Here is a 26,929-nt window from a genome sequence, read left to right on the forward strand (position 1 = left end):
ATCAGCGCCGAGTGGCTAGCAGGCCAATCAGGAAACCCACGCCAGCCGCGATTCCGACCGATTGCCATGGGTTGGCCTGGACGTAATCTTCCGTGGCGGTGACAGCAGCTTTGCCGCGCTCGCGCACCGAGTCTTCGGTCAATCTCAGGGTTTCCCGCGCGCGCAGCAGACTGTCATGGATCTGCTGGCGCAACTCATCGGCTTGATCGCCAGCCAGGGATTTGGTGTGTTCCAGCAACCTTTCAGTGTCGGTGACCAGCGTCTGAAAATCTTCCATCAGAACTTCTTGAGCAGTCTTTGCTGTGGTGCGTGCCATTGGTGATCTCCGTAAGTGGCTTCTGAAGCGTTCGAGTATGAGCTTTGCGTGAAGGTTCAGTACAAATGACTGGTACAACTTTTGCTGTGTCGTGGTGCGTCAGCCTGCGCCATTGCGCTGTTGCCGGGCATGATTTCAGTAAAACCTTAACTCAAATAATCAAAACTCGCGCAGAGGCTGCGGTTTTGTGCGCCAAACCGGTTCATCCAGATTAGTACTGCGGTCTGGATGAGCTGCAACTTGGTGCGTCAGTCGTCTGCGCGAACTGCTTTGGTGCTTTTTTCAGCCTTCAGGTCTGCCAATCCATGGAAAATCTGCAAAGTGCTGTGGACAGTCTGGTCCATAGCTCCAATACGTTGTTCATTCTTATCGGTGCGGTCATGGTCTTGGCCATGCACGCCGGTTTTGCCTTTCTCGAGGTGGGTACGGTTCGACAAAAGAACCAGGTCAATGCCTTGTCGAAAATCCTCAGCGACTTCGCCATCTCGACCCTGGCCTACTTCTTTATAGGCTATTGGATTTCTTATGGGGTCACTTTCATGCAACCGGCGGCGGTGATTACTGCCGACCATGGCTATGGGCTGGTGAAATTTTTCTTTCTGCTGACCTTTGCTGCGGCGATACCGGCAATCATTTCGGGAGGCATCGCCGAGCGTGCCCGGTTCGTCCCTCAGTTGTGTGCGACGGCGCTGATCGTGGCATTCATCTATCCCTTCTTCGAAGGCATGATCTGGAATGGCAACTTTGGTTTGCAAGCCTGGTTGCTGGAACGGTTCGGTGCCAGTTTTCATGACTTCGCAGGCTCCGTGGTGGTTCACGCCATGGGCGGCTGGCTGGCACTCGCGGCGGTGTTGTTGCTCGGCCCAAGGCAAGGTCGTTATCGCGACGGAAGACTGGTGGCATTCGCACCGTCGAGCATTCCCTTTCTTGCGTTGGGTTCGTGGATTTTGATCGTCGGCTGGTTCGGCTTCAACGTGATGAGCGCCCAGACCCTGCAAGGGGTCAGCGGGCTGGTGGCGGTGAACTCGCTGATGGCCATGGTCGGTGGCACCGTGGCGGCGTTGATCGTCGGGCGCAATGACCCGGGCTTTCTGCATAACGGCCCATTGGCGGGACTGGTGGCGATCTGCGCCGGCTCGGACTTGATGCACCCGGTGGGCGCACTGGTGACCGGTGCCATCGCCGGGGCACTGTTTGTCTGGTGCTTTACTGCGGCTCAAGGCAAATGGCGTATCGATGATGTGCTGGGCGTCTGGCCTTTGCATGGACTGTGTGGTGTCTGGGGCGGGATCGCTTGCGGCATCTTTGGCCAAACCGCCTTGGGTGGTTTGGGGGGCGTGAGCCTGATCAGTCAGTTGATCGGCACTTCTCTGGGGGTGATCGTAGCGCTGGCCGGCGGTTTTGCGGTGTATGGCGCGATCAAGGCGTTCCATGGTCTGCGCCTGAGCCAGGAAGAGGAGTATTACGGCGCGGACTTGTCGGTGCACAAGATCGGTGCCGTGAGTCAGGATTGAATCACCGTTCCTCATCGTCGGCACCGGGGTAAAAACCGTGCAGCAGACGATAACGGTCACGCCGTACCTGGTCGACCCGGTCTCGCACCTGCTGGCCGGGTATGCCCAGCATGATCAGCGCGTGGGAGGCGAGCATCAGGCTCGACTCCAGCAACTCGGGTACGACTTCGCTGGCGCCGGCGGCCTTCAACTCGGCCAACTGACTGTCGTCCCGTGTGCGCACCAGGATCGACACGCTCGGGTTGAAGCGGCGTGCTTCCTTGAGGATCAACAGTGCGATGTCCGTCTGGTCCACGGCGACCACCAGCAGTCTGGCGCGTTCCAGCCCTATCGCGACCAGCAACTCGCCGCGACGTGAGTCGCCGTAATGAACACAGCTTTCATTGACGGCTGCTTCCTGAACCCGCACCGGGTCGGTATCCAGCGCAATGTAAGGTTGACCTACATTACGCAGGACCCGCCCGATGGATTGGCCCACGCGGCCGTAGCCACAAATTACTACGTGATTGTGCAAGCCTGCATTGAGCGCGCTGATTTCTTCGAGCTCGGCTTCTTCGTTGGGCTTGTGGTGCAAACGTGTGGCGATGTGGGGAGCTGCGCGCAGCAGTAAAGGCGTTACCAGCATCGAGCAGAACGTGGCGGCCAGCAGCAGGCCACCGAAGTCAGCGGGCATCAGTTTGTTCTGCTGCATCTGCGCCATCAGGGCAAAGCAGAATTCGCCCCCTTGAGCCAATGCCAGGCCGCTGCGCCAGGCGGTTTCGACATCGCTGCCGCGCCATTTGACCAGCAGCGCGACCACGGTGCCTTTGATCAGCAGCAACCCCAGCGTCAGACCGAGAATCAGCAGGCCGTGGCTGGCAAACAGTCGCAAGTCGATCAGCATGCCGATGCTGACGAAGAACACCCCGAGCAGAATGTCGCGAAACGGACGGATGTCCGCCTCGATCTGATGCCGGTAGTGGCTTTCCCCCAGTAGCATGCCGGCGAGAAAGGCGCCCAGGGCTGGGGAGAGACCGAGCAGGTGAGTCAGCCAGGCCGTCAGCAGAACGATCACCAGCGCCAACAGCACGAACAGCTCAGCGGAGCGGGCCCCGGCGACTTCATGAAACAGACGTGGCAAAAACCAGCGACTGACCAGCAGCAGACCGACGAACAGCACGATAGTCTTGCCCAACGTCAATGGCAGCGCCCAATACCAGGCCTGGTCGCTGCTGCCGGCGAACACCGGCACCAGGGTCAGCAGCAACACCGCGACCACGTCCTGGAACAACAGCACGGCAATGGCATTCTGGCCGTGGCGGCTGAAAAGCTCACCGAGGCTGCTCAACTCCTTGCTGACAATTGCGGTGGACGACAGCGCCAAACCGGCACCGAGTAACAGTGCAGATATGGTCGGCATGCCAAACAGCATCAGCAAACCGCCCAGCACAATCGCGGAACCCAGCACTTGCAGGCTGCCCAGGCCAAATACCACCTGGCGCAATGCGAGCATTTTCGACAAGGAAAACTCAAGCCCGAGAGAAAACAGCAAAAAGACCACGCCCAACTCGGCAAGGTCGGGTAAATCTTCGCTTTCATTCACCCAGTTGAATGCTGTCGGCCCGATCATCAGCCCCACGCACAGGTAGCCCAGCACCGGTGGCAAGCGCAGGCGCTGGAACAGTGCAATCACCACCAGAGAGGAGGTGAAGATGATCAACAGATTGGCGAACACATAAACTCCGGGTGAGGGTTCTGGCTACTCAAGCGTAGAGGCAAAAAAGAGGCGAGCATCGCGCAAGTGGCAGTTGAGGCGAATGATTTGCGTCAGGAGTTTGCCGAAATCTCTTGAAATCAGCCATTGCTCAGACAGATCGGGCAGCGGCTCGACGGCTTTTGATAGCGGGCCTAGAATGAGCGCTTACTTCGATGGGTCTTGTCGTCATGCCTCCTGAATGTCGCCTATTCGGCACCCTTGGTTGCCATCTTTGTGAAGTCGCCGAAGCACTTCTGATGCCCTTTGTCGAAAACGGTTTGTTGGTGGAGTTGGTCGACATCGCCGAAAACGAAGACTGGGTCGAAGACTATGGTTTGCGTATACCGGTGCTGCGGCGTCTTGATAACGGCGCTGAACTCGATTGGCCCTTCGATGCGGATCAGGTTGTAGCGTTCCTGAGCCGCGACGCCGGTTGAAGACGCCCCACCTGTCGCAGTCCTCGTTTCATCCATTGGCGAAAGGTTGGTTATTCGGTTACTGTATGGGCATACAGTTATTCAGATTGCCTGCCATGCGTTCCCTGTTTCGGGTTTGGCAGTCGATCCCGGACGTCAGAGGGATGAACCTTGGTCAATGTCGAACAATTGAAGAACAGCGTGAACCGGATGTCGGCGGACGTGGTGCGCGAGGCCGTCCTCGAACTGCGTTTGGATGGCCTGGTCACGGAGGGGAAAACGCCCTTCAACAAACTGCATTTCAATACCTGTTTCGCCGAAATCGAAGCCTTGTTCCAGCGTGCGGGCTATCACCGGCAGCTGGATGTCGTGGGCTATCAGGGTTTGTTGTATGCGCTTTATGACCCGGGTCGCTGGGAAGCGGTGGATGTGCTGCGCTGGCTCAAGGAGTTCACCGAGGCGGCCGCTCGAACACAGTCGATACCGGCCTGAGGATTCTCTTCTAGGTTCGTTCCGGCCACTGTTGGATAATGCCGCCCTGCATTGAGGGTTAGAGCTTTTCGTATGTCCATTTCATCTTTTTCTGCTGCACATAACCAGGCCAGCACGCTCTATCTGCCGCCGGGGTCGTGGCAGACCGTACTCGATTGCCTGTGCGAGCACTTTAGCGCCATCGGTCGTGAACAATGGCTGGACAGAATTGCTCGCGGTCGTGTCCTCGATGGGCAAGGGCTGCCGATCGCCCTGGACCTGCCTTACAAGGAAGGTCTGCGGATTCATTATTTTCGTGAGGTGCCGGACGAAAAACCGATCCCGGTGGTGGAGTCGATCCTCTATGCCGACGAGCATCTGGTGGTGGCAGACAAACCCCACTTTCTGCCCGTGACTCCGGCGGGCGAATACGTGGAGCAGACATTGCTGCGACGGCTGATCCGTCGACTGGATAACCCGCATCTGGTGCCTTTGCATCGCATTGACCGGCATACGGCGGGGCTGGTGCTGTTTTCAGCCAACCCTCAGAGTCGGTCGGCGTATCAGTCATTGTTTCCTACACGACAGATCGAAAAGCGCTATGAAGCTATCGCCCGGGCATTGCCGGAACACTCCTTCCCGCTGATCCATAAAAGTCGACTTATCGATGGCGAGCCGTTTTTTCGCATGCAGGAAGGTCCGGGTATCAGCAATACCGAGACGGCTGTCGAGGTCAGGGAAAAGAACGGTGAACTCTGGCGTTATGCGCTGTACCCGGTGACGGGCAAGAAACATCAGTTGCGAGTTCACATGACAGCCCTGGGGGCCAGCATCTGCAATGATCCGTTCTATCCGCGGGTGCTCAAGGACGTTGAAGATGACTATGCCAACCCCATGAAGCTGTTGGCCCAAGGGCTGCGATTTGTCGATCCGGTCACGGGGCAGGAAAGAGAATTCGAAAGCGCCATCACCTTGCAGTGGTGATCGCAGGGTTAACGATTCTGCTTTTCTTCAGCCACGAAAAAGCCCGCTTTTAAAGCGGGCTTTTCTGTATCCGGTTGTCGCCGTAAAGATTACAGATCTTTAACGGTACGGACCTGATCTTTGTTGACGCGGGTTTGCTTGCCATCCAGTTGTTCGAATTCGTAAAAGCCCGATTCTTCATCGTACTTAGGCGCGTCGACGGCCTGGATTTCTCGACCGTCATTCAAGGTGATCACTGTAGGTGATGCGCAACCGGCGAGGGTGGCAAGGCCCAGTGCGAGCATGAAAGTGGCGAGGGTCCGTTGAGTCATGTGTGTGTCTCCGAATGGGAATTCTTTTGATTGCTGAGCTTGAGACGTATACAACGCGCGCAAGTTCCTTCGCTGTCAGTCTGACACAGTGCGGTGTGTGCTTAACAGTTCCGGCGTATTGAGATTGGCCAGGCGAGCGTCGTTATCCGGGCATTGCAGGGCTGTGGCGCCCAGTTTGCGCATAAGGCGGCCCGGGCTGCGCTCGCCTTCGTTCCAGGCGGTCTCGAAAGCGGCTGAAAGGGCGACGGGAATCATGCACAGCAAGGGTTCCCAGTGTTCGCCATGGCGCAGCATCAGCGGTTTGTCCGGATGCTGCCCGGCAGTTTCACGCATGCTCTGGAGCAGCGCCGCATCGATGCGTGGCACATCGCAGGGCAGCACCAGCAGATGAGGATGGCGGGCAGCTTTCAGGCCTGCGCGAATACCTGCCAACGGTCCCGGAAAGTCGCCTTCGTCGTCATGGACCAACAGATCCGCATAAGGCGCATATTTTTCCAGGTTTCTGTTGCAGGAGATGATCAGGTCATCACTCAGCGGGCGTGTCTTGCGGTGCAGATGCACGATCAGCGGTTCGCCGTGCCAATCCAGCAAACCCTTGTCCTGACCGCCCATGCGTTGGCCGCGCCCGCCAGCCAGGAGCAGAATGGAGCAAGGCGCCAGAGGTGTATTCGAGGTCATCGCACTTCTCCATGGGGGCGGCGAAAAAATGAGGCGCTGTGATATAACACCGGGCTGTTTCTCCTACAACTGGACGAGCCTATGAAAGCCAAGGCTGATGTACCTTTCGCACCGCTCAACATCGCGGTGCTGACTGTCAGCGATACCCGTACCCTGGAAACCGATACCTCAGGCCAGGTCTTCGTCGACCGTTTGAGCGCTGCCGGTCATAACCTGGCGGCCCGTGTATTGCTTAAAGATGACCTCTACAAAATTCGCGCGCAAGTCGCCAACTGGATTGCCGATGAAGTCGTGCAAGTGGTGCTGATCACTGGCGGTACCGGGTTCACCGGTCGCGACAGCACACCCGAAGCCGTGAATTGCCTGCTGGATAAGCAGGTCGATGGTTTTGGTGAATTGTTCCGGCAGATATCGGTAGCGGATATCGGTACCTCGACTGTTCAATCCCGGGCCTTGGCCGGTCTGGCCAATGGCACGCTGGTCTGCTGTTTGCCGGGCTCGACCAATGCGGTGCGCACCGGTTGGGACGGCATTCTCGCCGAGCAACTGGATTCGCGTCACCGTCCATGCAATTTCGTGGCCCATCTGAAACAGGCGGCACCCTGTGAAACCCGTGGGTAAGCCAGGCAAGACTGGCAGTCTGATGGCTGTCGAGGTGGCACTGGCGCGCTTACTGGAAATGGCCGACGCCTCGAAGATTCGCGAACACGAACGCTTGCCGTTGGCGCAGGTTCAGGGGCGTGTACTGGCCGCTGACCTGGTCTCGACACTTGATTTGCCGCCTTGGCCCAACAGTGCCATGGACGGTTATGCCTTGAACCTGGCCGACTGGACAGGACAGCCGTTGGTGGTCAGTCAGAAGATTTTTGCAGGCCAGGCCCCGGAGCCTTTAAAGCCAGGTACCTGTGCACGAATCTTCACCGGCGCGCCGGTGCCCGCAGGCGCCGACTGTGTCGAGATGCAAGAGAATGCCGAGGTTCAGGCGGATGAGCGGGTACGTTTCACCGAGACCATGAACCCAGGACAGAACATCCGTCCACAAGGTCAGGAAACCACTGTTGGTGAGTTGATCTTGCCCGTCGGAACGCGTCTGGGGGCTATCGAGCAGGGGCTGGCGGCATCGCTGGGATGCGCTGAGCTGGACGTGGTTCGCAAGGTTCGTGTTGCGGTGTTGTCTACCGGTGATGAGTTGATTGAGCCCGGCCTGGCCCTTGGGCCGGGACAGATCTACAACAGTAATCGAGTATTGCTCTGCAGCTGGTTGCAGCGCTTGGGTTGTGAGGTGATCGATGCTGGCATTCTTCCCGATGATTTAGCGACCACTCGTGCCCGCCTTGGTGAGTTAAAGGATGTCGACCTGATTCTTTCGACCGGTGGCGTATCGGTAGGAGAGGCCGACTTTCTGGGCATTGCCTTGCGGGAAGAGGGCGAATTGACTCTGTGGAAGCTTGCCATCAAACCAGGTAAGCCGCTGACGTTCGGGCATTTTCGTGGCGTGCCTGTGATTGGTTTGCCCGGCAATCCGGCGTCGACCCTGGTGACTTTTGCTCTGTTGGCAAGGCCCTACCTTTTGCGCCGCCAAGGCGTAAAAGAAGTTGAGCCCCTGAAGTTTCAGGTGCCGGCAGGGTTTGTCTGGCCAAAGGCTGGTAACCGACGTGAGTATTTGCGCGGACGTCTGGAGAACGGCCGGGCAATCATCTACGGAAATCAGAGCTCTGGCGTACTGCGCAGTGCTGCCTGGGCTGACGGTTTGGTCGAAGTGCTGGAGGACCGTACGCTGATCGAGGGTGATTGGGTGAGCTTCATCCCGCTGAGTGAAGTCTTGAGCTGAACAGGCACTGGTTTTGCCACGCAAGCCCGGTTAATGGCATTGGGCTTGCGTGCATGATCATTCGTCAATTTGCCAGAAGTGTTACCACCTGGTCGAAGCGGCTGTTGGCGATCCAGGCCAGAAGTCCCAGGATCACGGCTGTTCCGCCAGCTGAATAGGCAAGCCTGTGTTTGATGGATTTGACGTCACCCCGGACTTCATCCATGTCTCTGCGGATGTACTTGAGGTGAGTCTCCAGTTCAATGACGCGAGGTTCCATATCAACTTCTCCGGCGGGCTTTGCGCTGTTTTTGATTTCAGCCTGATGATTGGCGCGATTTTCTGCGAACGGCGCGACCGGGGTTATCGGTAGTCTGAAGTCATGGCTTTGCATGAAGTAGCTGGCTCCTTGCGTTAAAACCATTCAAGTGACCAATGCCATTGTTGCTTGCGCTTTTTGAGGCCCTCAAGGGGGTTTCATTCATTGTTGTCACGTCCCTGTGTAAATTAACGGGTGATAACTGATAACCGGATCCAACGGTGTACCAATTGTTCGGGTGGGTCAATTGAGCCGATTCCTTATGTTTTGTAAGAAAAAATACCGCTCTGTAGGACGCACGTTTCCTTCCCTTGGAAATAATTGGAATCCTGTCGACTTTTATCAGGGGCTGCGAGGTCAACATATCCTATGGAATTGCGGATATGGGAGTAGCAAAAATGAGCGATCGCAACGCGCTGTTGATTCTGCATGGCAAGCAGGCACTTAATGAGGAGGTCCGTGCAGCCGTCGAAGGCAAGCGCCAGCAAGGCTGGAAACTGGCTGTTCGACTGACCTGGGAGGCCGGTGATGCGCAGCGGTTGGTGAAGGAAGCTCTGACGGCAGGTTATACGCAATTGATTGCCGGCGGCGGTGATGGCACCTTGCGTGATATTGCCGAAGCCATGGCGGCGCATTCGACGCAGGCAAGCCTGGTGCTTTTGCCCTTGGGCACCGCCAACGATTTTGCTCGCGCCGCCGGTGTGCCTCTGGAGCCCGCGCAGGCGTTGGATCTTCTGGAGACTGCCCCGCGAGCCATTGATCTGGGCGAAGTCGGCGGGCAGGTTTTCCTGAACATGGCCACGGGCGGCTTTGGCAGTCAGGTCACGGCCAACACCTCCGAGGATCTGAAAAAGATTCTTGGAGGCGCCGCTTATCTCTTCACGGGTTTATCGCGCTTTAGTGAGTTGCATGCGGCCTATGGCGAGTTGCAGGGACCGGATTTTCACTGGCGCGGCGAATTGTTGGCATTGGGCATCGGCAATGGCCGACAGGCTGGCGGTGGTCATGTGCTGTGCCCTCAGGCGCTGGCTGACGATGGACTACTGGATATCAGCATTTTGCCCGCGCCACAGGAATTGGTCGGTACCTTGAAAGACCTGCTGACCGATGGCTTCGGAATCGACAACATGTTTGTGCGCGCTCGTTTGCCATGGGTCGAGATCAAAGTTTCGGAGGGCCTTTATATCAACCTTGATGGTGAGCCTCTGGAAGGCGACAGTCTGCGTTTCTCGGCGCGCCCGGCGGCATTGCGTGTGCATTTGCCCGAGGGCTCGCCGCTGCTGAGCGTCTCGAGTCCAGCTAATCGTCCAGACTGATGATTTGCTCACGCACGGCGAACAGCACCAGGCCGGCCACATCATAGATCTGCAAGCGTTTCATGATCTGCGAGCGGTGGGTTTCGACAGTCTTGATGCTCAGAGCCAGGCCATTGGCGATCTCCCGGGTGGATTTGCCACGAACAATCAGTCGCAGGATTTCCAGTTGACGTGCCGTCAGGTTGTGCGAGTCCTGGGCTTGCACCTGATTTTTCTGGGTTCGGGTCAGTGCCTGATTGATGACGGTATGGGCAATGGCCGGGCTCAGATAGCGTTCGTTATTGCGCAAGGCATCCAGGGCATGTTCGAGTTCGGTGGCTGTGGTGTCCTTGAGCAGGTAGCCATGCGCCCCTGATTCCAGTGCTTGCATGATAAGCGCCGGGTCAGTGTGCATCGACAGGATAAGTACTTTGCACTGGGGGCGTACGCGCTTGAGTCGCTGCAAGGCTTCAAGACCACCGGTTTCCTTCATGGAAATATCCAGCAGAATGATGTCCGGGGACAGCTGCTCGACCATCTCGACCAACAGCGAGCCGTCATTAGCCTCCCCGATTACCGCATAGCCGGGAATATCCAGCACCAGAGCGCGCACGCCAGCCCTGATAAGCGAGTGGTCGTCCACCAGAAGTAAGTTACAAGTCAATGCATAACCTTATTCGTACTGGCCCGTTCTAGCGCACGGGGCGCCCACGGGAAGAGTGCTTCTATTTGAGTGCCTTTGCCGGGTTCGCTGATCACGGTCAGTGTGCCACCTAATTGATCGATCCGTTCCGACATCCCGGCCATTCCGCGTTGCCCTTCGCGAGCGGGATCTGCCGCTGGCGCGAAACCCAGGCCATCATCGCGGATCAACAGGGTCAGGCCCTGGGGCTGGCGTTGCAGGCGGACCAACAGATTTTTGGCCTCGGCATGACGCAGTATATTGGTCACTGCTTCTTGAGTGATTCGAAAAGCCGCCACCGCCATTTCTTCCGGTATGCCCGTCAAGCGCTGATGGCATTCCAGGCTCCAATGCATGGAGGTATTGGCCAGTGTCTTGAGTAAGTGTGCGCGCAGACTGGCTTCCAGCCCGAGACTGGCCAGTTGTCGCGGGTTCAGGATGGCCGAGACGTCACGAACCTTGGTCAGGGTTTCGTCCAGCGTATCGCAAAGTACCGAACACTGACCCTGCAGTTCTTCGGGCAATCGACGTTTGAGCCATTCACTTTGAAGTTTTGCGGCGGTCAGCAATTGACCGATGTCATCATGCAGTTCCCGACTGAGCCGGTGGCGTTCGTTTTCCTGCACTTGGAGCAGTCGGTCAGCCAGTTCTTGAGGTTGAAACTTTATCGATTTGCGCGAGAGGCAATGTCCCACCCAGACACAGGTCAACGCTGCACTATTGAGCACCAGCAGACTCAACGGCAGAGGCATGGACAAGCTATAGACCAGCAGGCTGCCAAGCGCCGAGCAGGTGCACAGTAAAAGCGTGAACCGGCGCGCGTTTTTTCGAGAAGGTGGCCGCAGGGTAATTGACTTGAGGCTGGCGTACATAGCGGATGGAGCCAATGGAAGTTCGCTGCGGGCAGACCGGCCATAAAGGCTGACGGGTCCCTGTATGGAAATTGTTGTGAAGTCGCCTTCATGGCTGTGGTTCAGTGCTGGAAATGCAGCCTTCATGGTGCTTGGCTGGAGTCACTGTGCCATTAATTGGCGTCAACTAATGGTCGGCATACTACCACTTAACATACCGTTGGTCGCGTACGGGATATAGTTCGATATAGTTAAAATATGGTATCTGGACGATGGTTCCACAATGGAAAAACTTTCGATTTTTATCGTTGGAAGATATCGATCACCAGCATTTTGTTTTTATTGCCAGGCACTATCTGAAGTCGAGACAGTTGCGACATGAGCGCATCAAGTTATAGGGCGGCGTCATGGCAATAGAACGGGTAGGACCGATGTTTTTAAGCTTGCCGTTCTGAGAACGAAACCAACCTGAACGGTCTGGAATGGCTGGGAGGCTGAAACTGACTTTGCCCCACTTGAAACGCAAACGCTTCAATCAGCGAGGTCTGTTCACTGTCATCGAGACCAAGGTGGCCGGTAGTCTGATCGATGAGTTCGAGTTGCCAGGCCATTAAAGTGAAGCAGTCCTTGAGCGCGTCCAGGGCTTGATCATGCAGGTCCATGTGGTTCTGCGCGTGGCTCAGCAATCCATGAATATGCAGTGAGAATTCCGAGACCGCCGCCAGTGCCAGAGCATCGGCCTTGCTGGACAGCTTGAGAAGGGTGCTGAGCATGCAATCGATAGCGTCCTTGTCATTGCTGATCAGTTGCAAATGACTCAGGCATTCCTCGGATTTGGCCAAGAGTGTTTCAGCCTCGACGAGGAACTCTGGAAATCGCTGAGCCCACTCTTTGGTGTCGTTCGGCATGCTTATCTCCACAACGTCATGTCAGATGAGGGAATGTCGTGTGTGCCGACGAGAACCATACGTATCCCGGCGCTGCCAAGCTTTCGTGAGATCGCGCTCTGGCAGGTTTGAGCGCCGGCTGGGGAACTCGAGAGGGTGGATGGCCACTGACCTGCGATCGCACACAAAAGCCTGACTCCGTTCATGCAATGAGAATGGCGTCACATTAATGGCTATTGGATATTGCGAATATCAGGTTGGGCCTGATTGTTACTAGGGGAATCCCTTACGCAGGGGAACCTAACGTGCAAACCGAGGTCGCGCCGCAGGAAATGAAAGCAGATGAAATCACGGAGCCAGTAAAGCATGATGTTAATGTGACATCAATGTTTGATCGTGGCATTTTGTCTGAGGGTCAAGGTCCGGCAAAAACAGCCGATAACTCCTTTAGTGAATTCATCAGAACAAGCCCAGGAGTCATTAATGGCCGGCATTCTCGACACGGTAGACCAACGCACGCAACTGGTGGGTGAGAATCGCCTGGAAATTCTCATGTTCCGACTGGCCGGGCGGCAATTGTTCGCGATCAACGTCTTCAAGGTCCAGGAAGTGCTGCAGCTGCCGAAGCTGACCCTGATGCCACAACGCCACCCCTTTGTTTGCGGTGTGGTCAACCTGCGTGGCCAGACGTTGCCGGTGATTGACCTGTCCCAGGCCATCGGCATGCGTCCGCTGGTGCCAAGCCCAACCAGTACCATCATCGTCACCGAGTACAACCGCTCGGTGCAGGCGTTCCTGGTCGGTGGTGTGGACCGCATCGTCAACATGAACTGGGAAGCCATTTTGCCGCCGCCAACCAGCGCCGGTCGCCAGCATTACCTGACCGCCATCAGCAAGGTCGATGATCAGTTGGTGGAAATCATCGACGTCGAGAAAGTCCTGGCCGAGATCGTTCCGTACAACGCGAAGGTATCGCGTGAAAAACTCGACGATCCGGTTCTGGAGCGCGCCCGTGGCCGTGAAGTGCTGTTGGTGGATGACTCGAACGTGGCCTTGTCGCAATTGCGCGACACCTTGGGTCAGTTGGGCGTGAAGATGCACATTGCCAGCGATGGCTTGAAGGCGCTGAACATGCTCAAGGCCTGGGCCGATACGGGCGAAGTCATGACTGACAAGCTGCTGATGATCTTCACCGATGCGGAAATGCCGGAAATGGACGGCTATCGATTGACCACCGAAATCCGTAACGACCCCCGTTTGCGCGGCCTTTATGTGGTCTTGCACACCTCGCTGTCGGGCAGCTTCAACGACTCGATGGTCAAGAAGGTCGGCTGCGACAACTTCCTCTCCAAGTTCCAGCCCGACAAACTCGTCGACGTGGTGCGCCAGCGCCTGATGCTCGACGCAGTACCTGCCTGACAGCACGAGCAGAGGCTGGTTTGACATCGGCCTTTGATTCGGCAAACAAGCTCGTATAGGGTGGCGTTTTTACCCTCTAGGGAGCTGGCCATGCGTCTGAGCGCGCTTTATCGTTTTCCGTTGAAATCCGGCAAGGGCGAGACCCTGAATCAGGTCAGCCTGGACAAACTGGGACTGGACGGTGATCGACGCTGGATGCTGGTAGACGAGGCCAGTGGGCGCTTTCTGACCCAGCGCGCGGTGGCGAAAATGAGTCAGCTGTCAGCATTGTGGAATGCCGATGGCGGCTTGACCCTCAGCGCCCCGGGTCATTCACCGATCGATATTGCATTGCCTGGTGGCGACGCCGAGCTGCGCGGCGTGACCATCTGGCGCGACACCTTGCGCGTCCCCGATGCCGGCGATGCGGCGGGCGCCTGGGTCAGTGAATTCATCGGCAAGCCGACGCGTCTGGTGCAAGTGCCGCTTGATCGCGCACGGACCACCCAGGCCGGCTACGGCAAGGACGATGATCAGGTGGCTTTTGCCGACGGCTTTCCGTTGTTGCTGATTGGTCAGGCGTCGCTGGAAGACTTGTCGAGCAAGGTCGGGCGGCCGCTGGAGATGTTGCGTTTCCGGCCCAATCTGGTAATCGAGGGCAGTGAAGCGTATGCCGAAGATCGCTGGAAGCGCATCCGCATTGGCGATGTCGAGTTTCGCGTGGTCAAGTCCTGCTCACGCTGCATTCTGACCACCATCGACCCGCAGACCGGCGAACGCAGCGAAGATCGTGAACCGCTGGCTACATTGCAGAAATACCGCACCGAGGCCGACGGCGCGATGTTTGGACAGAACCTGGTCAACGACGGCAATGGCCGGCTCGAAGTCGGCATGCCGGTGACGATCCTCGAATAAATGCCCTTCAAAATGAAAAAATGCCCGCGTCCAAGAACGCGGGCATTTTTTTGTCGCTGTGAAAACCCGGGGGGTTAGCCGCGGTATTCGCACAGGTAAGCGGTGTCGACGGCCACTTTGAGCTGGAACTTGCTGTTGGCGGGCACGTTGAACTGGCTGCCGGCGGCGAAGGTTTCCCAAGTGTCGCTGTCAGGCAGTTTGACGGTCAGGGCGCCGGACACCACGTGCATGATTTCGCGCTGGCTGGTGCCGAATTCGTATTCGCCCGGTGCCATGACGCCGATGGTCGCTGGACCTTCAGCGGTGCCAAAGGCGATCGACTTGACGGTGCCGTCGAAGTACTCGTTGACTTTAAACATGGGCGGTTCCTCGAAAAGGGCTAAAAAGGGCCGGCCAGTATGCACAAGGTGTCGATAGGCGTCACCTCCTGCACTCAAGGATTAGCGGGGAAAATCAGCGGTAACAATCGCGCAGTATTGCGCGCGTCTTCCAGTGCCCGATGCTGCTGGCCGTTGAACTGCAGGCCCGCCAGTTGCAAGGCTCCATTGAGGTTCAGCGGGCGCTCGAGCCGACAAGCCTTGGCGAAGCGTTGTTTGAGGTTCATGTGCGGCACCCGGCTCAGGGCGCTGTCGAGTTGCAGGCGCTGCCAATCCTGAAGCAGTTGTTTGCGGTCATAATCGCCCCAACTGGCCCAGCCTTCCAGGCGCGCGTGATGTTGGCTGAGCCAGCGTTCGAACAACGGCCAAACATCGGTGAGCGGCTGTGCGGCATCGATATTGGCCTGGGTGATGTGGGTCAATTCCCGGCAAAACGGCGTCAGCAAGGGCCGGCGCAACGGGCGCACGAAGCACTGGAAGTGATCCAGTTCCTGGCCCTTGCGGTCCACGAGGGTGGCACCGATTTCGATGATTTCCATTTCTGTTACTGGCCAGCCACCCTCATCGGTGGTGGCTTCCAGATCAATGACCAACCAGTGAGGCATCGCAGGGTTCCTGGTATCCGAGTCCTGATGGGCTTGAGCGTAGCCAAACCCGGCGGATCCGCCTAGCGGCTTATTCGACCTCCAACAAAATCTGACGATTTTTGACCTGATCGCCGACCCTTACCTGCAAGCGTTTGAGCACGCCGTCGATACCCGATTTGAGCGGATGCTCCATTTTCATGGCTTCGAGCACCACCAGCAACTGACCTTTGCTGACCGGGCTGCCCTCGCTGACCAGTACATCGACGATCGCCCCGTCCATCGGCGCTTTGAGCGTGCCGGAACTGACACTGGCCTGGCTGCTGACCAGCGCCTGGGTCCGATCGACCAGCCGCAGGCTGCCGGGGCGCGTGAACAACCAGAGTTCCCCAGCCTTGAGGCGGTAGGCATGGCGTTGGCGGATGCCGTCGATTTCCAGGGTGGCCCAGCGTCCGTCGCATCCGATGACTTTCAGTTCGAGGGCGCGAGCGCCAACCTGAGCACGGTAGGGCTTGCCGGGTTCAGCGTTCAGTTCCACCGGCCAATCTTGATCCTCGTGGCCGATTCGGTAGTGCAAAGGCGCGCTGGCGTTGTTGCGCCAACCGGCCAGCGGGGCGCGGTGAGCCTGTGCCGAGGCTTGATAAAACAGCGCCGCGGCGATGGCCAGTTCTTCGATACTCGGCACATGGGGATGCAGGCAGAGATGATCGGCGAAGTACGTGGGGATGAATCCGGTGCTGAACTCGCCGCTGATGAACTGCGGATGTTCCAGCAGGCTGGCGAGCAAGCGCTGATTGCTTTGCACGCCCAGCAGCACGCTGTCTTGTACCGCCCGGAGCAACTTGCGCCGGGCTTCTTCGCGGGTGGCGCCGTGGGCGATGAGCTTGCCCAGCATCGGGTCATAGAACGGGCTGACAGACTGGCCTTCGATCAACCCATGGTCGATCCGCACGCTGCCCTGCAACGCAGGTTCCCAGGCTGCGATTCGCCCGGTTTGCGGCACAAATCCCTGGGCTGGGTCTTCGGCGTACAGGCGCACCTCCATGGCATGCCCGTTGAGCTGCACTTGTTCCTGTCGCAACGGCAGTGGCAGTCCTTCGGCGACGTGAAACTGCCAAGCCACCAGATCGAGACCGGTGACCAGCTCTGTCACCGGGTGTTCCACTTGCAGCCGGGTGTTCATCTCCAAGAAGTAAAACTGCCCGCGAGCATCCAGCAGGAACTCCACAGTGCCAGCGCCGACATAATTCACCGCGCGCCCAGCCTTGAGCGCCGCTTTGCCCATGGCCTGGCGCAACTCGGCGGTCATTACCGGGCAGGGCGCTTCCTCGATGATTTTCTGGTGGCGGCGCTGGATCGAACAATCGCGCTCGCCGAGGTAGATCAGGTTGCCGTGCTGATCGCCGAACACCTGAATCTCGACGTGACGCGGGTCGATCAAGGCTTGCTCGAGGATCAGTTCGTCGCTGCCAAATCCGTGCAGCGCCTCGGAGCGTGCGGTACGGAGTTGCTCCAGCAATTCTCCAGCGCTGTGCACCAGGCGCATGCCACGACCGCCACCGCCTGCACTGGCCTTGATCATCAGCGGGTAACCGATGCGTTCGGCTTCGCGGTTCAGGGTCGCATCGTCCTGTTCGCTGCCCTGATAGCCTTTGATGCAGGACACGCCCGCTTTGATCATGGCGAGTTTCGACAGGCGTTTGCTGCCCATCAACTCTATGGCCTCGGGGCTGGGGCCGATGAAGATGATGCCGGCCTGTTGGCAGGCGAGGGCGAATGCTGCGTTTTCCGAGAGGAAGCCATAACCAGGGTGGACCGCATCGGCACCGGTGCGCCGGGCGGCGTCGATGATCGCCGCAATGTTCAGATATGACTGCTGCACCGGGGCCGGGCCGATGTTCACCGCTTCGTCGGCCATCTGCACGTGCAATGCCTCGGCGTCGGCATCGCTGAACACGGCGACGGTGCGGTAGCCCAGCGCTTGCGCAGAGCTCTGGATGCGGCAGGCGATTTCACCGCGGTTGGCGATCAGGATTTTGCTGAAGGCGGGCATGGGGTGTTCCCTTGGTTTTTGCGGTGAATGTACGGGCCTCTTCGCGGTCAAGCCTCGCTCCTACGGACTGCGTGATATCCCTGTAGGAGCGAAGCTCTTAAATCGCCCAACCCGGTTTTCGCTTTTGCACAAAAGCCATGGTCCCCTCGACCCCTTCATCCCCGGTCACCGCTTCACTGAACCACTCGGCTGCCTGATCCAGCAGGCCATCCGAAAGTTGCCCCGCACTTGCCAGCAAGAGTTTTTTGGTCGCCGCATTCGCCCCGGGCGCGCAACACAACACATGGGCCAGCACTTCATCGAGGCGCTCGGCCAAGGCTTGCGGGTCGTGCTCGACAAAATGCACCAGTCCCATGCGCCGCGCCTGGTTGCCATCGAACCGTGCGGCGGTCAGGGCCAGTCGGCGAGCCTGGGTCAGACCAATGCGCTGCACCACGAACGGCGCGATCTGCGCCGGCAGCAGGCCGAGGCTGGTTTCCGGCAGGCCGAATTGCGCCTGATGATCGGCCATGGCGATATCACTGACGCAGGCCAGACCGAAACCACCGCCAAGCACTGCACCTTGCAGCACCGTGATGACCACTTGCGGCGCGTGCTGGGTTTCTTCCAGCAGGGCACCGAACACACGGTTCAAATCGCGGTAGGCGGTCGCGCCTTGAGCACGGGCATTGGCCATGTCCTTGATGTCGGCACCGGCACAAAAATGCCCACCGGCACCGCCGATCACCAACGCGCGAATCTGCCGGTCATCCCGCACCGTCGCCAACACCGCACGCAGTTCGGCAACCATCTGCAAGCTCATGGCATTACGGCTGTCGGGGCGATTGAGGGTGATGTGCAGGACGCCGTTATGCCGTTCGAGCAACAGGGTCTGACAAACGGGGAGGGTGCTCATTTCTTTTTCCCCGGCAGGATGCCCATGAGTTTGCAGATGATCCCCAGCATGATTTCGTCGGCACCGCCACCGATCGATACCAGTCGCACATCGCGGTAAGCCCGGGCCACCGGGTTGTCCCACATGAAGCCCATGCCGCCCCAATATTGCAGGCAACTGTCGCTGACTTCCCGGCCGAGTCGCCCGGCCTTGAGTTTGGCCATGGAGGCCAGGCGGGTGACGTCCTGGCCTTTGATGTATTGCTCGGTGGCCTGGTAGACCAGCGCCCGCAGGCATTCGATTTCGGTTTGCAGTTCGGCCAGACGGAAATGGATGACCTGGTTGTCGATCAGCACATTGCCGAAGGTTTTGCGCTCCTTGCAGTACTCGATGGTGCTGTCGACGCAGTATTCCAGGCCTTTGATCATGTTCGCCGCGCCGAACAATCGTTCTTCCTGGAACTGCAGCATCTGCATCATGAACCCCGCGCCTTCGTGGCCGATGCGGTTGCGTTGCGGTACGCGTACGTTGTCGAAGAATATCTGGGCGGTTTCCGAGCTGCGCATGCCGAGCTTGTCCAGGTGCGAGCTGAGGCTGATACCGGGGCTGTTCATTGGCACCATGATCAGCGACTTGTTGATGTGCGGTTTGTCGTCCGAGGTGTTGGCCAGCAGACAGATGAAGTCGGCGCTCGGCGAGTTGGTGATCCACATTTTGCTGCCGTTGATCACGTAATCATCACCGTCCTTGCGGGCGGTGGTTTTCAAACCTGCCACGTCGGAACCGGCACCGACTTCAGAGACGCCGATACAGCCGACCTGCTCGCCAGTGATCGCCGGTCGCAGGAATTCTTCGCGCAGTTCATCGGAGCCGAATCGCGCCAGGGCCGGGGTGCACATGTCGGTCTGCACGCCGATGGACATCGGAATGCCGCCGCAATGAATGGTGCCGAACTCCTCGGCCGCCACAATCGAATAGCTGTAATCGAGCCCCATGCCGCCGAATTTTTCCGGTTTGGAAATCCCCAGCAGACCGAGATCGCCCGCCTTGCGGAAGACCTCATGGATCGGAAAGCGCCCGGCCTTTTCCCATTCATCGACATGAGGGTTGATCTCGTGATCGACGAATTGGCGGACGGTGCGGCGCAGTGCTTCGTGTTCCTGGGTTAAGATCATTTTTTATTGTTCTCCTGTGATCGTTCCCACGCTCTGCGTGGGAATGCAGCCTTAGACGCTCCGCGTCATCAAAACCGGGCTACGCCGAAACTGTTGGCTTGCAGCGAACGAACCTCGGCCTCATGGCAGATATCCAGCAAATACCCGAGCAACGTGCGGGTGTCCCGCGGATCGATCAGCCCGTCGTCCCACAGATTGGCGCTGCCATACAGCGCGGTGGACTGGCTGTCGAGTTTCTGTGCGGTGACCTGTTCCAGCATGTCGAGCATTTTCGGGTCGGGCACCAACCCGTCCTTGAGCTGTTTGGCTTCGGTGACGATCCGCAGCACTTTGCCGGCCTGAGCGCCGCCCATCACCGCGGTGCGGCTGTTGGGCCAGGCGAAGATGAAACGCGGGTCGAGGCCACGGCCGCACATCGCGTAGTTGCCGGCACCGTAGGAACCGCCGACGACGATCGTCAGTTTGGGCACTCGGGCATTGGCCACCGCTTGAATCATTTTCGCGCCGTGTTTGATCACCCCTTGCTGTTCCGACTCGGTGCCGACCATGAAGCCGGTGGTGTTGTGAAAAAACAGCAGCGGCGTCTGGCTCTGGTCGCAAAGCTGAATGAACTGTGCAGCCTTGCTCGCGCCTTTGGGCGTGATGGGGCCGTTGTTGCCGATGAAACCGCAGGCTCGACCCTGAATCTGCAGATGCCCGCAGATTGTTTGCTGGTCGAACTCGTCCTTGAATTCGAGGAAGTTCGACGCGTCGGCAATCCGCGCGATGATTTCGCGCACGTCGTAGGGTTTTTTCGGGTCATCCGGGATCAGCCCCAGCAGTTCGTCGATAGGGTAGAGCGGTTCTTCCCACCGACGTTCGGGTAACCATGGCAACTGATCGTTCCACGGCAACAGGCTCATGATCTCGCGCACCTGGCGCACGCCATCGGCATCGTTCTCGGCCAGGTATTCGGCGGTGCCGGCGGTTTGCGCGTGCATCTCGGCGCCGCCCAGTTCTTCATCGGTGGCGACTTCACCCGTGGCAGCCTTGAGCAGCGGCGGCCCGGCGAGAAACAGCTTGGCCTTGCCGCGCACCACCACCACGTAATCCGACAACCCCGGCTGATAAGCACCGCCTGCCGTGGCCGAGCCATGGACCACGGTGATTTGCGGCAAGCCCATGGCCGACATCCGCGCCTGATTGGCAAAGCTGCGCGCGCCTTCGACGAAAATCTCCGCCGCGTAATTGAGGTTGGCGCCTCCGCTTTCCGCGAGGGTGATTACCGGCAGTTTGTTTTCCATGGCGATCTGTTGCAGGCGCAGCGACTTTTTCAAACCACTGGGGGAAATGGTTCCGCCCTTGATCGCGCTGTTGTTCGCCACCACTAGCACCCGTGCGCCGGACACGTAACCGATCCCGGCGATCAAACCGCCGCCCGCCGAGCTGCCGTCCTTGTCGTCGTGCAGTTTATAGCCGGCCAGGCTGGCCAGTTCGAGGAACGGCGCGCCGGGGTCGAGCAGCAGGTTAAGCCGCTCCCGGGGCAGCAGTTGCCCGCGTTTGTCGAACCTGGGCTTGGCTTCGGCGGCTTTGCTCAGCAGGTTCTGTTCGAGCTGACGGACTTGCTCGATGCCGGCCAGCATGGCCGCCCGGTTGCGGGCGAACGCTTCGCTGAATGGGTCGACTTGGGACTGGATGACCGGCATGGTTATTCCTTGTCCTTGAGTTCGTCTGGTTTGGGAGCGTCGGGTCTGAGGACCTCGGGTAAATAGGCGCGGTGAAAGCCGTTGTACGAATGGCTGTTCTGCGCCTTGTGCATCGGCCAGGCCCGTCCGCCGAGGCTGGCGGCGCCGTCGATGCGCAACGTGCTGCCGCTGACAAAAGCGGCTGCCGGGCTGAGCAGGAAAACAATCGCCGCGCTGATTTCCGATTCGGTGCCGATGCGCTTGAGCGGTACGTGTTCGCACAGGGTCGGGATCACGGCCCGGAACGCACCTTCGTAGGTGTCCATGCCGCTGGAGGCGACCCAGCCTGGCGCGACGGCGTTGACCCGCACGCCGGCATAACCCCATTCAAATGCGGCGGTCTTGGTGAAGTTGTCCATGCCCGAGCGCGCCGCGCCCGAGTGCCCCATGCCGGGCATGCCGCCCCACATGTCGGCGAGCATGTTGACGATGGCACCGCCGTGCTTGCTCATCGACTGGTTGAACACCTCCCGGGCCATCAGAAAACCGCCCACCAGGTTGGTGCGCAGTATGGTTTCGAACCCTTTCTGATTGATCGACGCCAGGGGCGAGGGGTACTGCCCGCCAGCATTGTTGACCAGTCCATGAATCGGTCCGTGTTGGCGGATCAACTCGCTGACCAGTTGCGTGACGGCATCTTCATCGCGGATATCGCAGACCTGCCAACTGGCTTTACCCCCGTCTTCGGTGATTTCAGCAGCGACGTTTTTCAGTTTCTCGGCATTACGCCCCACCAGCAGCACCTGCGCACCTAGGGCTGCGAGCTCGTGGGCGGTGCAGCGGCCGATGCCGCTGCCGCCACCGGTGACGATGATGTTTTGGCCGGCGAACAGGTCGGGTTTGAAAATCGAGTCATAAGCCATGGTAATTGACCTGATCGGCGATGCGCTGCGGCACCGGAATCTGGATCTCCAGCAGTTGTTGGGCGAAGGCCTTGCCTTGCGGATCGATCCGCAGGCTGGCCACGCCACCGCCGCCGAGCGCGTTCTCCAGAAGAAAATTAAAGCTCTGAGTGCCCGGTAAATACCAGCGTTCGACACGCCCGTGGATCGGGTCGAGGACATGGCTCATCCAGTCGACCATCACCGCAGGTGTCAGCGCTTCGGCAATCCACGGCAGGTAGTCGGGATGGCGCGCCATGACGCCGATATTGCTGTGATTGCCCTTGTCGCCGGAGCGCGCCACGGCGAGTTTGATCAGGGCCACGCTTGCGTCGGCGCGTTCTGTGGGTTGGGGCGGATCGAACGGTAGCGGCAAGTCATCCGGGTCGAGTACATCGAGGGCGGGCAGGGCACACGGGTGGCGCTCACCGGCGAGGTCGATTTCCAGGGTACAGGCCGTTTTGTCGATCAGGAATGAAAACAGCCGGATCAGCGGGTACACCGTCGGCCGCCCGCCGACGATTCCGGTCAACCCCGGTGCCATGCCGGTGGCGGCCTGGGCGATTTCCCGGGAAAACACAATCAAGGCCTGTTTGCTTGGGTGGCGCACGGCGAGCTTGATCACCACTTCGCGACTGTCCTGGCGCTGACCGTGAGGGCCGTAAGTGGCTTCGCTGCCCAGCAGTTCGATGTTCACTTCGCTGTAGGGCGCCCAGCCGCGCTGGCTGAAGATTTCCGAGGTCTTGTTGATGATCGCCTGGCTGACTCGTCGGGCCTTGGCCACGGCATCGATCCCGGCGATCAGGCAACTGGCGGTGCAGCGAAAACCGTCCGGATACGTGGCGCTGACCTTGTACTGATCGGTCGGCGGCAAGCCTTTTGCGCCATGCACCTGCACCGCGTTTTTGCCTTGTTGCACGAGTTTGACCTGACTGAAATCGCACACCACGTCGGGCAGCAGATAGGCCTGCGGGTCGCCGATCTCATAAAGCATCTGCTCGCCAACGGTCAGGGGCGTGACCAGGCCGCCGGAGCCGTCGGGTTTGCTGACGATAAACTGGCCTTCGGTGCCGACTTCGACGATCGGAAAACCGATGTGTTCGTAGTCGGGCACATCGCGCCAGTCGGTGAAGTTTCCGCCCGTGCACTGGGCACCACATTCAATGAGGTGCCCGGCCAATGCAGCCTGGGCGAGTTTGTCGTAGTCGTGCCACGACCAGCCAAACTCATGCACCAGCGCGGCGCTGACCACGGCGCTGTCGACCACGCGCCCGGTAATCACAATGTCGGCGCCCAGGCGCAGGGCTTCGACGATGCCCGGCGCGCCGAGGTAGGCGTTGGTCGACACACACATCGGCGGTAGGGGCGTGCCATTGAACATCTCATGGAGGCCAAGGCTGCTCAGGCGTTTGAACTGCGGTTGCAGATCGTCACCCAATAGCACGGCGATCTTCAGCGCTACTCCAGCCTTGTCGCAGGCCGCTTGCAGGGCCGCGGCGCAAGCCTGTGGATTGACGCCGCCGGCATTGCTGATGACGCGAATCTGTTGTTCCGCGAGTTGGGCGAGAAGGGGACTGAGCACTTCGATGAAATCGCTGGCGTAGCCGGCCCCCGGATCTTTCATCCGCGCCCCGGCCATGATCGACATGGTGATCTCGGCCAGATAATCGAACACCAGATAGTCCAGCCGTCCACCTTCCACCAGTTGCGCGGCGGCGGTCGAGGTGTCGCCCCAGAATGCGCTGGCGCAACCGATGCGGATTGTTTTGGGCGCAGCCAATTCCATAACCACCTCCGACAGAAGTGTCTCGAGACTACCAAGCAAGCGCTTGGTTTGTAAACGGCTGAAATATCTTCTGCCCAAGCGCTTGCTTGGTCGCCCCCGCCAGCTTAAATTGCCCGCGCAACCCCGCCGTTTTAGCGGGCAGCGGCGCAATTGATTGATCGACTGTAGGAGAGAACGGGTGGACGAGCAAAAAGCCCTGAGGGTGATGCGCGAATTGGTCGACAACGGCCAATTGACCGACCCGGACAGCGCTCGCGGCAAACTGCTGCAAGTGGCCGCTCACCTGTTTCGCAACAAAGGTTATGAACGCACCACCGTGCGTGATCTGGCTGGTGCGGTGGGTATTCAGTCGGGCAGTATTTTTCATCACTTCAAAAGCAAGGATGAGATCCTGCGGGCCGTGATGGAGGAGACCATTCGCTACAACACCGCGTTGATGCGCGCAGCCCTGGCCGAGGCCGGCAGTGTGCGCGAGCGGGTGTTGGCGCTGATTCGTTGTGAATTGCAGTCGATCATGGGCGGCAGCGGCGAGGCCATGGCAGTGCTGGTGTATGAATGGCGTTCGCTGTCAGCAGAAGGCCAGGCGCAAGTTTTGGCGCTGCGTGATATTTATGAAGACATCTGGCTGCAGGTACTGGGCGAGGCCAAGGACGCCGGTTTTATCCGTGGCGACGTGTTTATCACCCGCCGTTTCCTGACGGGCGCGTTGTCCTGGACCACCACCTGGTTTCGCGCCGATGGCAGCATGAGCCTCGATCAATTGGCCGATGAGGCGTTGATTCTGGTGCTTGAAGAACGGCAGTGAGCCGTCTATCTCGGCAAGAAACTGGCTAAGTCGGCGAAACCGCCTAGCTTGAATGCATTGATGGGTATTTTCTTGGGGAGTGGGTTGTTTTGATGTCTTCACCAGTTCGGACAGCGTCTCGGCTATTGCTGGCGGCGCTTGCAGTGTGCTGCGTATTGCCCTCTCAGGCTGCACAGTTGGTGCGGGTCGGTGCCGCGCATTTTCCACCCTATACCGTGCGTCCGGAGTCCGGTGCCGACACCGGTCTGTTGCCGCAACTGGTGGAAGCGCTGAATCAGGTGCAAACCGACTATCAGTTTGAGCTGGTTCCCACCTCCATTCCCCGGCGCTTTGGTGACTTCAAACAAGGCCGGGTGGACATGGCGATTTTCGAGAACCCGGACTGGGGCTGGAAGGACATCCCGCATACCCTCGTCGACATGGGCCTGGAAGATGCAGAAATCTTTGTCGCGCAGAAGAAGCCCGATCGCGATCAGAATTACTTCAAGGACCTGACGGGCAAGCGTCTGGCGCTGTACAGCGGCTACCACTACGAGTTTGCCAATTTTAATGCCGATCCCAAGTATCTGGCTGACACCTACAAGGCCACGCTGACCTATTCCCATGACAGCAACTTGTTGATAGTGCTGCGCGGGCGGGCGGACATTGCCTTGGTGACACGTTCCTACCTGAGCGATTACCTGTTGCGTAACGAGAAAGTCGGCGAGCAATTGTTGGTGTCCCAACGCATCGATCAGGTCTATCACCATTACGCGTTGATTCGCCCGCAGGCGCCGATTACCGGCGAAGCATTTGGCAAGTTGCTGCAAGGCCTGAGAGACAATGGCCAGATGCTGAAGATTTTCGATCCCTACAAAATTGCCCTGGTGCCGGTGGGTAAAGACTGAAACGCGCCACGGGTCGTGTATTTGGCGACGGCGCTTAAATTTCCTGCCCCGGCTCACGTCACATCGTTGAACTGTCGACGATTACCGTGAGCCCCACCCATGTCCAATCTGAATGACCTGACCAGCCTGGCCTTGCCGTCAGGCAACTGTTTTGTAGCCGATGAAACCGCCAGCCGCCTGAGCCTCAGCCTGCAAGGGCAACCGTTGATCGAACTGCGGCTGACCCGCGAGCCGGAGTTGCATCTGCGGCTGGAGGAACGTTTCGGCCGTCCTGACGGTCAGGCATTCTGGGCGGCCTGCTATTGGCTGTTTGCCCGTGATTCGGCTTGTCAGCGTCTGACCTGGCACCTCGATGACGTGCCCACCGAAGCCTTGCTCAGCGGATTGCTGATCGCGACCGAAGTCACCGGCCAGTATCGCTGCGAACGCACGCTGTTCTGGCAATTGCCCCAGCCTTGGCTGGGTGAGTCGCGCACCGGCAGCTATCCGCAGCAAATGGTCATCAGTGGCGGCAAGCGCCATCCATTGCGTGCGGTAAAACCCCGTGGTGAGGTCTATCGACGCTTCGATGCGCGGCTCGGTGCGTGGGTCTCCCTGCGCACGGTAGAAATCAAGCATGACCTGGCGCGTTTCAACCGTTGGCAGAACAGCCCGCGGGTGGCGAGTTTCTGGCAGGAGGAGGGCAGTCTCGAGAAGCATCGCGAATACCTGAGCAAGCTTGAAGCCGACCCGCACACCTTGACGCTGATCGGTTGCTTCGATGATCAGCCGTTTGCCTATTTCGAAGCCTATTGGGCCAAGGAAGATCGCATTGCACCGTTTTATGATGCTGGCGATTACGACCGTGGCATTCACATGCTGGTGGGCGAAGAACATCACCGCGGCCCGCACAAGGTGGCGAGCTGGCTATCGGCGCTGGTGCATTACCTGTTTCTCGATGATCCACGCACTCAACGGGTGGTCGCCGAACCTCGCGCCGACAACGCGAAGATGATCGGGCACATGCACAATCAGTGTTTTCACTGCGAAAAAGAGTTCGACTTCCCGCACAAGCGCGCGGCGCTGATGATGCTGGGGCGTGAGCGGTTTTTTGATCGGTGTTCGTTGGCTTGATGCGTAAGGCTCAAGGTCTGTGGCGGTCTTGAGTCAGTCTTCGCGGGCAAGCCTCGCCCCTACAGGGAATCGCATTCCCAGGAGCGAG

General features: G+C 58.8%; 28 protein-coding genes. 12 read left to right on the top strand and 16 right to left on the bottom strand.

Annotation, left to right across the window (positions count from 1 at the left end):
* Position 1 precedes the first annotated feature (1 nt).
* Positions 2-316, bottom strand: coding sequence for a YqjD family protein (locus MMG91_RS13890; protein WP_008009371.1), 315 nt, complete (start codon positions 314-316; stop codon positions 2-4).
* A gap of 305 nt (positions 317-621) precedes the next feature.
* On the opposite strand from MMG91_RS13890, the gene MMG91_RS13895 reads away from it, so the two are divergent.
* Positions 622-1,830: an ammonium transporter gene (locus MMG91_RS13895; protein ID WP_305446361.1), complete on the top strand. Its 1,209-nt coding sequence runs from the start codon at positions 622-624 to the stop codon at positions 1,828-1,830.
* A 1-nt stretch (position 1,831) separates the two neighbouring features.
* Here the strand turns inward: MMG91_RS13895 and MMG91_RS13900 are convergent, their stop codons facing one another.
* Complete coding sequence (locus tag MMG91_RS13900) at positions 1,832-3,544, bottom strand: monovalent cation:proton antiporter-2 (CPA2) family protein (RefSeq protein ID WP_310659910.1); 1,713 nt, start codon at positions 3,542-3,544, stop codon at positions 1,832-1,834.
* 209 nt (positions 3,545-3,753) lie between these two features.
* Between MMG91_RS13900 and MMG91_RS13905 the strand changes: the two genes are divergently transcribed.
* From MMG91_RS13905 to MMG91_RS13915, 3 genes are all read left to right on the top strand, one after another.
* A complete protein-coding gene (locus MMG91_RS13905) occupies positions 3,754-4,002 on the top strand; it encodes a glutaredoxin family protein (RefSeq protein ID WP_301271539.1) in 249 nt (82 codons plus the stop codon).
* A gap of 150 nt (positions 4,003-4,152) precedes the next feature.
* On the top strand, positions 4,153-4,473 hold the full coding sequence (locus MMG91_RS13910) for a hypothetical protein (RefSeq protein ID WP_007895054.1): 321 nt from the start codon (positions 4,153-4,155) through the stop codon (positions 4,471-4,473).
* Positions 4,474-4,545: 72 nt separating this feature from the next.
* Positions 4,546-5,436, top strand: coding sequence for a pseudouridine synthase (locus tag MMG91_RS13915; RefSeq protein WP_310659911.1), 891 nt, complete (start codon positions 4,546-4,548; stop codon positions 5,434-5,436).
* Positions 5,437-5,525: 89 nt separating this feature from the next.
* Here MMG91_RS13915 and MMG91_RS13920 read toward each other — a convergent pair whose 3' ends face one another.
* Both MMG91_RS13920 and mobA read right to left on the bottom strand, forming a co-directional pair.
* On the bottom strand, positions 5,526-5,747 hold the full coding sequence (locus MMG91_RS13920; RefSeq protein WP_038982251.1) for a YgdI/YgdR family lipoprotein: 222 nt from the start codon (positions 5,745-5,747) through the stop codon (positions 5,526-5,528).
* A gap of 75 nt (positions 5,748-5,822) precedes the next feature.
* Entirely contained in the window at positions 5,823-6,425 is a 603-nt protein-coding gene (gene mobA, locus MMG91_RS13925; RefSeq protein WP_310659912.1) for a molybdenum cofactor guanylyltransferase MobA, read from the bottom strand.
* 81 nt (positions 6,426-6,506) lie between these two features.
* Between mobA and moaB the strand changes: the two genes are divergently transcribed.
* Positions 6,507-7,046, top strand: a complete 540-nt coding sequence (gene moaB, locus MMG91_RS13930) for a molybdenum cofactor biosynthesis protein B (protein ID WP_310659913.1) — start codon at positions 6,507-6,509, stop codon at positions 7,044-7,046.
* Positions 7,030-8,256, top strand: coding sequence for a gephyrin-like molybdotransferase Glp (gene glp / locus MMG91_RS13935; protein ID WP_310659914.1), 1,227 nt, complete (start codon positions 7,030-7,032; stop codon positions 8,254-8,256). Before moaB ends, glp begins: the two co-directional genes overlap by 17 nt.
* Before the next feature lie 64 nt (positions 8,257-8,320).
* Here the strand turns inward: glp and MMG91_RS13940 are convergent, their stop codons facing one another.
* Positions 8,321-8,629, bottom strand: coding sequence for a hypothetical protein (locus MMG91_RS13940; RefSeq protein WP_310659915.1), 309 nt, complete (start codon positions 8,627-8,629; stop codon positions 8,321-8,323).
* 323 nt (positions 8,630-8,952) lie between these two features.
* Here MMG91_RS13940 and yegS point away from each other — a divergent pair, with 323 nt between their 5' ends.
* Entirely contained in the window at positions 8,953-9,870 is a 918-nt protein-coding gene (gene yegS / locus MMG91_RS13945) for a lipid kinase YegS (protein ID WP_305502742.1), read from the top strand.
* On the opposite strand, the gene MMG91_RS13950 is transcribed toward yegS, so the two are convergent.
* The 3 genes from MMG91_RS13950 to MMG91_RS13960 form a co-directional block, all read right to left on the bottom strand.
* Positions 9,854-10,513, bottom strand: a complete 660-nt coding sequence (locus MMG91_RS13950; RefSeq protein WP_305446353.1) for a response regulator transcription factor — start codon at positions 10,511-10,513, stop codon at positions 9,854-9,856. The two genes, yegS and MMG91_RS13950, sit on opposite strands and share 17 nt — an antisense overlap.
* Positions 10,510-11,403: a sensor histidine kinase gene (locus MMG91_RS13955; RefSeq protein ID WP_305449836.1), complete on the bottom strand. Its 894-nt coding sequence runs from the start codon at positions 11,401-11,403 to the stop codon at positions 10,510-10,512. The genes MMG91_RS13950 and MMG91_RS13955 overlap by 4 nt, the downstream gene beginning before the upstream one ends.
* A 416-nt stretch (positions 11,404-11,819) precedes the next feature.
* Positions 11,820-12,290 carry a hypothetical protein gene (locus MMG91_RS13960; protein WP_310659916.1) on the bottom strand — a complete coding sequence of 157 codons (471 nt, stop codon included), beginning with the start codon at positions 12,288-12,290 and terminating at the stop codon, positions 11,820-11,822.
* A 462-nt stretch (positions 12,291-12,752) separates the two neighbouring features.
* Between MMG91_RS13960 and MMG91_RS13965 the strand changes: the two genes are divergently transcribed.
* Together MMG91_RS13965 and MMG91_RS13970 are read left to right on the top strand one after the other, a co-directional pair.
* Positions 12,753-13,688, top strand: coding sequence for a chemotaxis protein CheV (locus MMG91_RS13965; protein ID WP_310659917.1), 936 nt, complete (start codon positions 12,753-12,755; stop codon positions 13,686-13,688).
* Positions 13,689-13,778: 90 nt separating this feature from the next.
* Positions 13,779-14,582 (top strand): MOSC domain-containing protein, encoded by an 804-nt coding sequence (locus MMG91_RS13970; RefSeq protein WP_310659918.1) that lies wholly within the window; start codon positions 13,779-13,781, stop codon positions 14,580-14,582.
* 74 nt (positions 14,583-14,656) lie between these two features.
* Here the strand turns inward: MMG91_RS13970 and MMG91_RS13975 are convergent, their stop codons facing one another.
* The 8 genes from MMG91_RS13975 to MMG91_RS14010 all read right to left on the bottom strand — a co-directional run bounded on the left by MMG91_RS13975 (position 14,657) and on the right by MMG91_RS14010 (position 24,036).
* A complete protein-coding gene (locus MMG91_RS13975; RefSeq protein ID WP_007895072.1) occupies positions 14,657-14,941 on the bottom strand; it encodes a pyrimidine/purine nucleoside phosphorylase in 285 nt (94 codons plus the stop codon).
* 74 nt (positions 14,942-15,015) lie between these two features.
* A complete protein-coding gene (locus tag MMG91_RS13980) occupies positions 15,016-15,564 on the bottom strand; it encodes an exonuclease domain-containing protein (RefSeq protein WP_305446347.1) in 549 nt (182 codons plus the stop codon).
* A 70-nt stretch (positions 15,565-15,634) separates the two neighbouring features.
* Positions 15,635-17,596 (bottom strand): acetyl/propionyl/methylcrotonyl-CoA carboxylase subunit alpha, encoded by a 1,962-nt coding sequence (locus MMG91_RS13985; RefSeq protein ID WP_310659919.1) that lies wholly within the window; start codon positions 17,594-17,596, stop codon positions 15,635-15,637.
* A gap of 97 nt (positions 17,597-17,693) precedes the next feature.
* Positions 17,694-18,491, bottom strand: coding sequence for an enoyl-CoA hydratase-related protein (locus MMG91_RS13990; RefSeq protein WP_310659920.1), 798 nt, complete (start codon positions 18,489-18,491; stop codon positions 17,694-17,696).
* Positions 18,488-19,645: a citronellyl-CoA dehydrogenase gene (gene atuD / locus MMG91_RS13995; RefSeq protein ID WP_310659921.1), complete on the bottom strand. Its 1,158-nt coding sequence runs from the start codon at positions 19,643-19,645 to the stop codon at positions 18,488-18,490. The genes MMG91_RS13990 and atuD overlap by 4 nt, the downstream gene beginning before the upstream one ends.
* Before the next feature lie 68 nt (positions 19,646-19,713).
* Positions 19,714-21,330, bottom strand: coding sequence for a geranyl-CoA carboxylase subunit beta (atuC, locus tag MMG91_RS14000; RefSeq protein WP_310659922.1), 1,617 nt, complete (start codon positions 21,328-21,330; stop codon positions 19,714-19,716).
* Between the two features lie 2 nt (positions 21,331-21,332).
* On the bottom strand, positions 21,333-22,232 hold the full coding sequence (locus tag MMG91_RS14005) for an SDR family oxidoreductase (RefSeq protein WP_305446342.1): 900 nt from the start codon (positions 22,230-22,232) through the stop codon (positions 21,333-21,335).
* Positions 22,222-24,036, bottom strand: coding sequence for an acyclic terpene utilization AtuA family protein (locus tag MMG91_RS14010; RefSeq protein ID WP_310659923.1), 1,815 nt, complete (start codon positions 24,034-24,036; stop codon positions 22,222-22,224). Before MMG91_RS14010 ends, MMG91_RS14005 begins: the two co-directional genes overlap by 11 nt.
* Before the next feature lie 178 nt (positions 24,037-24,214).
* Between MMG91_RS14010 and MMG91_RS14015 the strand changes: the two genes are divergently transcribed.
* From MMG91_RS14015 to MMG91_RS14025, 3 genes are all read left to right on the top strand, one after another.
* On the top strand, positions 24,215-24,841 hold the full coding sequence (locus MMG91_RS14015) for a TetR/AcrR family transcriptional regulator (RefSeq protein ID WP_237885704.1): 627 nt from the start codon (positions 24,215-24,217) through the stop codon (positions 24,839-24,841).
* A gap of 92 nt (positions 24,842-24,933) precedes the next feature.
* Positions 24,934-25,728: a transporter substrate-binding domain-containing protein gene (locus MMG91_RS14020; protein ID WP_310659924.1), complete on the top strand. Its 795-nt coding sequence runs from the start codon at positions 24,934-24,936 to the stop codon at positions 25,726-25,728.
* A gap of 99 nt (positions 25,729-25,827) precedes the next feature.
* On the top strand, positions 25,828-26,841 hold the full coding sequence (locus tag MMG91_RS14025) for a GNAT family N-acetyltransferase (RefSeq protein WP_310659925.1): 1,014 nt from the start codon (positions 25,828-25,830) through the stop codon (positions 26,839-26,841).
* Positions 26,842-26,929: the final 88 nt, after the last annotated feature.

It is taken from the genome of Pseudomonas sp. JL3 (assembly GCF_031570575.1).
Lineage (GTDB): Bacteria > Pseudomonadota > Gammaproteobacteria > Pseudomonadales > Pseudomonadaceae > Aquipseudomonas > Aquipseudomonas cucumis.

Excerpts from the sequence above, each read along its gene's own strand:
- MMG91_RS13965 (WP_310659917.1), top strand. The coding sequence starts at position 12,753 with ATGGCCGGCATTCTCGACACGGTAGACCAACGCACGCAACTGGTGGGT.
- MMG91_RS13890 (WP_008009371.1), bottom strand. The coding sequence starts at position 316 with ATGGCACGCACCACAGCAAAGACTGCTCAAGAAGTTCTGATGGAAGAT.
- MMG91_RS14010 (WP_310659923.1), bottom strand. The coding sequence starts at position 24,036 with ATGGAATTGGCTGCGCCCAAAACAATCCGCATCGGTTGCGCCAGCGCA.
- MMG91_RS13975 (WP_007895072.1), bottom strand. The coding sequence starts at position 14,941 with ATGTTTAAAGTCAACGAGTACTTCGACGGCACCGTCAAGTCGATCGCC.
- MMG91_RS13895 (WP_305446361.1), top strand. The coding sequence starts at position 622 with ATGGAAAATCTGCAAAGTGCTGTGGACAGTCTGGTCCATAGCTCCAAT.
- MMG91_RS13960 (WP_310659916.1), bottom strand. The coding sequence starts at position 12,290 with ATGCCGAACGACACCAAAGAGTGGGCTCAGCGATTTCCAGAGTTCCTC.
- MMG91_RS14025 (WP_310659925.1), top strand. The coding sequence starts at position 25,828 with ATGTCCAATCTGAATGACCTGACCAGCCTGGCCTTGCCGTCAGGCAAC.
- MMG91_RS14020 (WP_310659924.1), top strand. The coding sequence starts at position 24,934 with ATGTCTTCACCAGTTCGGACAGCGTCTCGGCTATTGCTGGCGGCGCTT.
- moaB (WP_310659913.1), top strand. The coding sequence starts at position 6,507 with ATGAAAGCCAAGGCTGATGTACCTTTCGCACCGCTCAACATCGCGGTG.
- MMG91_RS13985 (WP_310659919.1), bottom strand. The coding sequence starts at position 17,596 with ATGCCCGCCTTCAGCAAAATCCTGATCGCCAACCGCGGTGAAATCGCC.
- MMG91_RS13970 (WP_310659918.1), top strand. The coding sequence starts at position 13,779 with ATGCGTCTGAGCGCGCTTTATCGTTTTCCGTTGAAATCCGGCAAGGGC.
- MMG91_RS13990 (WP_310659920.1), bottom strand. The coding sequence starts at position 18,491 with ATGAGCACCCTCCCCGTTTGTCAGACCCTGTTGCTCGAACGGCATAAC.
- MMG91_RS13905 (WP_301271539.1), top strand. The coding sequence starts at position 3,754 with ATGCCTCCTGAATGTCGCCTATTCGGCACCCTTGGTTGCCATCTTTGT.
- atuC (WP_310659922.1), bottom strand. The coding sequence starts at position 21,330 with ATGCCGGTCATCCAGTCCCAAGTCGACCCATTCAGCGAAGCGTTCGCC.
- MMG91_RS13940 (WP_310659915.1), bottom strand. The coding sequence starts at position 8,629 with ATGCAAAGCCATGACTTCAGACTACCGATAACCCCGGTCGCGCCGTTC.
- yegS (WP_305502742.1), top strand. The coding sequence starts at position 8,953 with ATGAGCGATCGCAACGCGCTGTTGATTCTGCATGGCAAGCAGGCACTT.
- MMG91_RS14005 (WP_305446342.1), bottom strand. The coding sequence starts at position 22,232 with ATGGCTTATGACTCGATTTTCAAACCCGACCTGTTCGCCGGCCAAAAC.
- mobA (WP_310659912.1), bottom strand. The coding sequence starts at position 6,425 with ATGACCTCGAATACACCTCTGGCGCCTTGCTCCATTCTGCTCCTGGCT.
- MMG91_RS13915 (WP_310659911.1), top strand. The coding sequence starts at position 4,546 with ATGTCCATTTCATCTTTTTCTGCTGCACATAACCAGGCCAGCACGCTC.
- MMG91_RS13920 (WP_038982251.1), bottom strand. The coding sequence starts at position 5,747 with ATGACTCAACGGACCCTCGCCACTTTCATGCTCGCACTGGGCCTTGCC.
- MMG91_RS13980 (WP_305446347.1), bottom strand. The coding sequence starts at position 15,564 with ATGCCTCACTGGTTGGTCATTGATCTGGAAGCCACCACCGATGAGGGT.
- MMG91_RS13955 (WP_305449836.1), bottom strand. The coding sequence starts at position 11,403 with ATGTACGCCAGCCTCAAGTCAATTACCCTGCGGCCACCTTCTCGAAAA.
- atuD (WP_310659921.1), bottom strand. The coding sequence starts at position 19,645 with ATGATCTTAACCCAGGAACACGAAGCACTGCGCCGCACCGTCCGCCAA.